The 2,579-nt window shown below is 44.8% G+C and carries 2 protein-coding genes; one reads left to right on the top strand and one right to left on the bottom strand.

The genetic code is table 11. From position 1 onward, the window contains the following. Positions 1–279: 279 nt before the first annotated feature. The gene (locus KDK16_RS09905; RefSeq protein ID WP_257275873.1) at positions 280–1,875 is read right to left on the bottom strand and encodes a hypothetical protein; all 1,596 of its coding nucleotides are present in this window, start codon (positions 1,873–1,875) and stop codon (positions 280–282) included. A gap of 209 nt (positions 1,876–2,084) precedes the next feature. On the opposite strand from KDK16_RS09905, the gene KDK16_RS09900 reads away from it, so the two are divergent. Then, the gene (locus KDK16_RS09900; protein ID WP_373690973.1) at positions 2,085–2,357 is read left to right on the top strand and encodes a type I restriction enzyme endonuclease domain-containing protein; all 273 of its coding nucleotides are present in this window, start codon (positions 2,085–2,087) and stop codon (positions 2,355–2,357) included. Positions 2,358–2,579: the final 222 nt, after the last annotated feature.

The raw sequence follows: 2,579 nt of genomic DNA, 5'->3' as shown, positions 1-2,579 counted from the left end.
CACCGAAAACGTAAGCTTGATGATGCAAAGTCAAGCGATTGATTTCTGCTTGTCATAGGCTCAGGAGGAAAAGGCACTGCTAACGTCTGGGCATTGGAATACCCAAAAAAACAAGATGTTCGCCAACTCCTTTCATGGCACACTGCCTGGTGCGGTGCTATACATTCCGATACAAACGACAAAGGTCAACCGGTGGTCTCGTGTCTATGATGGGGGGATACCGATAGGTTCGTGCCCTTCATTCTGGCGGCTTCTGTCAACAACCACATGAACCGCCCCTCACGATGCCTTACGTCTGCGCACAGACATCAGGGATGCAGGGGCTGGCACCTCAGACGGTGAGACAACCTCCACGCTGACGCCAAAGATTTTGCTCAGGACGGGATCACCCAACTCATGGGTATTGAATATCTCTCGCAAAGGGTTCAGTATTGTGGTGGTAATGGCTTGGGCAAAACCTTTTTCAAGCTCCTGCCACTGCTGCTGCATTGGTGATATTTCGCTCTGCCCTGACAGCACAGCAAAATCCACGCAGGCAGCTTCAGCATCGTTTTCGTCGGCGTATATACCGAGACACTTCAACCCTTTATCACCAACATCACCACCTTGAAGTTCGATAAATTTCAGCAATTGATCAACCATATGGTGCAAGCCCTGTTTATCATGACATGGCAGGTTTTTGGCCGATTTCTCGCCGATTTTGAAGATGATTCTGGAAAAAAGCAGGCCAATTTCAGGGGATAAAAGGCTTTGTATCGCAGGCAAGTTTAATGCTTTGGCCAACTCTGGATTATGAACCGATGACTGATTCACGAGGCACTGAAAATCATTATATTTTTGCCTCAACCTGTCAAGATCGATTTTAATCTGCGAAGCCTCATAAATTAAATCATCCTGAGACAGCATTGCCGATTTTGGAACCGTTGTGGTAAACAGAAGAGAATAACTATCGTGATCCAGGAAGCGATCAGCATACTTCTTTTCCCAACTCTTTGCATACACTTCTTTCAATTTATTGTAGGACCACCGTTTGGTATAGCTTGGGTACTTGATGTAATTAGTGCCATTATGCTGACAGACAGTATAGTGCCCCTGTTCTCTGAACCCACCTTCGACTTTGGGATCTGGCGCGTGACTAACCCGGAGAAATGTTTTCTTATCCGTTGTGGCCAGAAAACAATTGTTATCATCGTGTTCATTAGCATCGCTTTTGAACAATACGTCATTAAGAAAAGGCAGCATTGATTTCATTGATGCCAGATAACTCTCCGGGGAGTTGATTTTCTTGGTAAACTCCTCCAGAGGTACACGGTATTCACAGCCATTACAGCGGACAAAGCCATCTTTGAGATAAAATCCCTTGCTTGCCAGATGGCTTATTAAATCCTTCACGTCAGCGCCCTGGATATTAGGCAACAAGGGATGAAAACTTCGCATTCTTTCAGCATAATCTGGCAACTCATCAGCCAGGACAAATATTTTATCTTGCCCCTCTTTGCCAACTATCTCGGAAGCCTCTATCACTCGCTGATCGGTATAGTCGCTGACCAGAAATATTTTCACATCCCGATGCCTGATGGCAGTCACACGAAACTTGCAATCATAACTTGGTCGTAATCCACGAAACTTCAGAAAAAGTGACTCACCACTGGCCACCTTTATTTCATGATGAGTTATTTTATCAACGTCAGTGCTGACAATTCCTGCCCAAACCAGATTACTCTTTTCCTTGGCCTTGGCACGCATTTCATTCAGATCAATACTGGACTCAATGTCACCCTGCGGATTCGTGACGTCCAATTTATTGATAGTATTATCAGATACTGTTGGTGAAGATCGGACCGGAATATAAATCGTTGACAGACTTGGAAACATAATTAAAACTCCCTAAAAAATGCAACTTTTGTGCTTTCCAATGTGCTTTCCAAAAACAGAACACCGCACTTTGTTACTGGTTATAAAGTTTTGAACACCCTGTTCCCGCTGATGGGTTTCAGAATACTGAATTTCAGTCTTGCCGATATCAGAAATGCTCAACTATCTTTTTTGACCGCCGAATAGCAAAAAAGTTTCTTATTTGAACAATATTTAAGAATCTGATAGAGCGTAAGCTCACACCTATGGTGGCCAGGAATAAATGCAGGCAGGATTTGCGGGAGAATTTCAAAGAACTTGTCGATGAGTACAACCTTGGTGCCTGCTCCGCAGAAGAGTTTTTCAATAAGCTGAAGGAGTTCATCGGCACACTGGGTGATGAAGCGTCTCGCACCGTGAGGGAAGGCCTGACAGAAGAGGAAATGGCAATTTTTGACCTTACTCACGATTTGGTCTGTATCGGCGATTACATCCTTTCATAAGCTCAGGAGGGCCAGCATGTCTTAATGCCCATGTGACACTACGAAATCATCAACCTGCTTCGACGACGCCATGAAAGGCTTGTCCCTGCCAGGTACGTTTGCCGTGGATGAGAGAATCCATGAACCCCTCTGTTTTAAGTTCCTTGACCCTTATCCTCTCGTCTATCCTCATTGCTCCTGTAGAAACAAAGGACAGAACCATTAAAAGCCTCCTCTTGCACG

The sequence above is a fragment of the Endozoicomonas sp. SESOKO4 genome, assembly GCF_024606275.1.
This window is presented reverse-complemented; position numbering and strand designations above follow the sequence as displayed.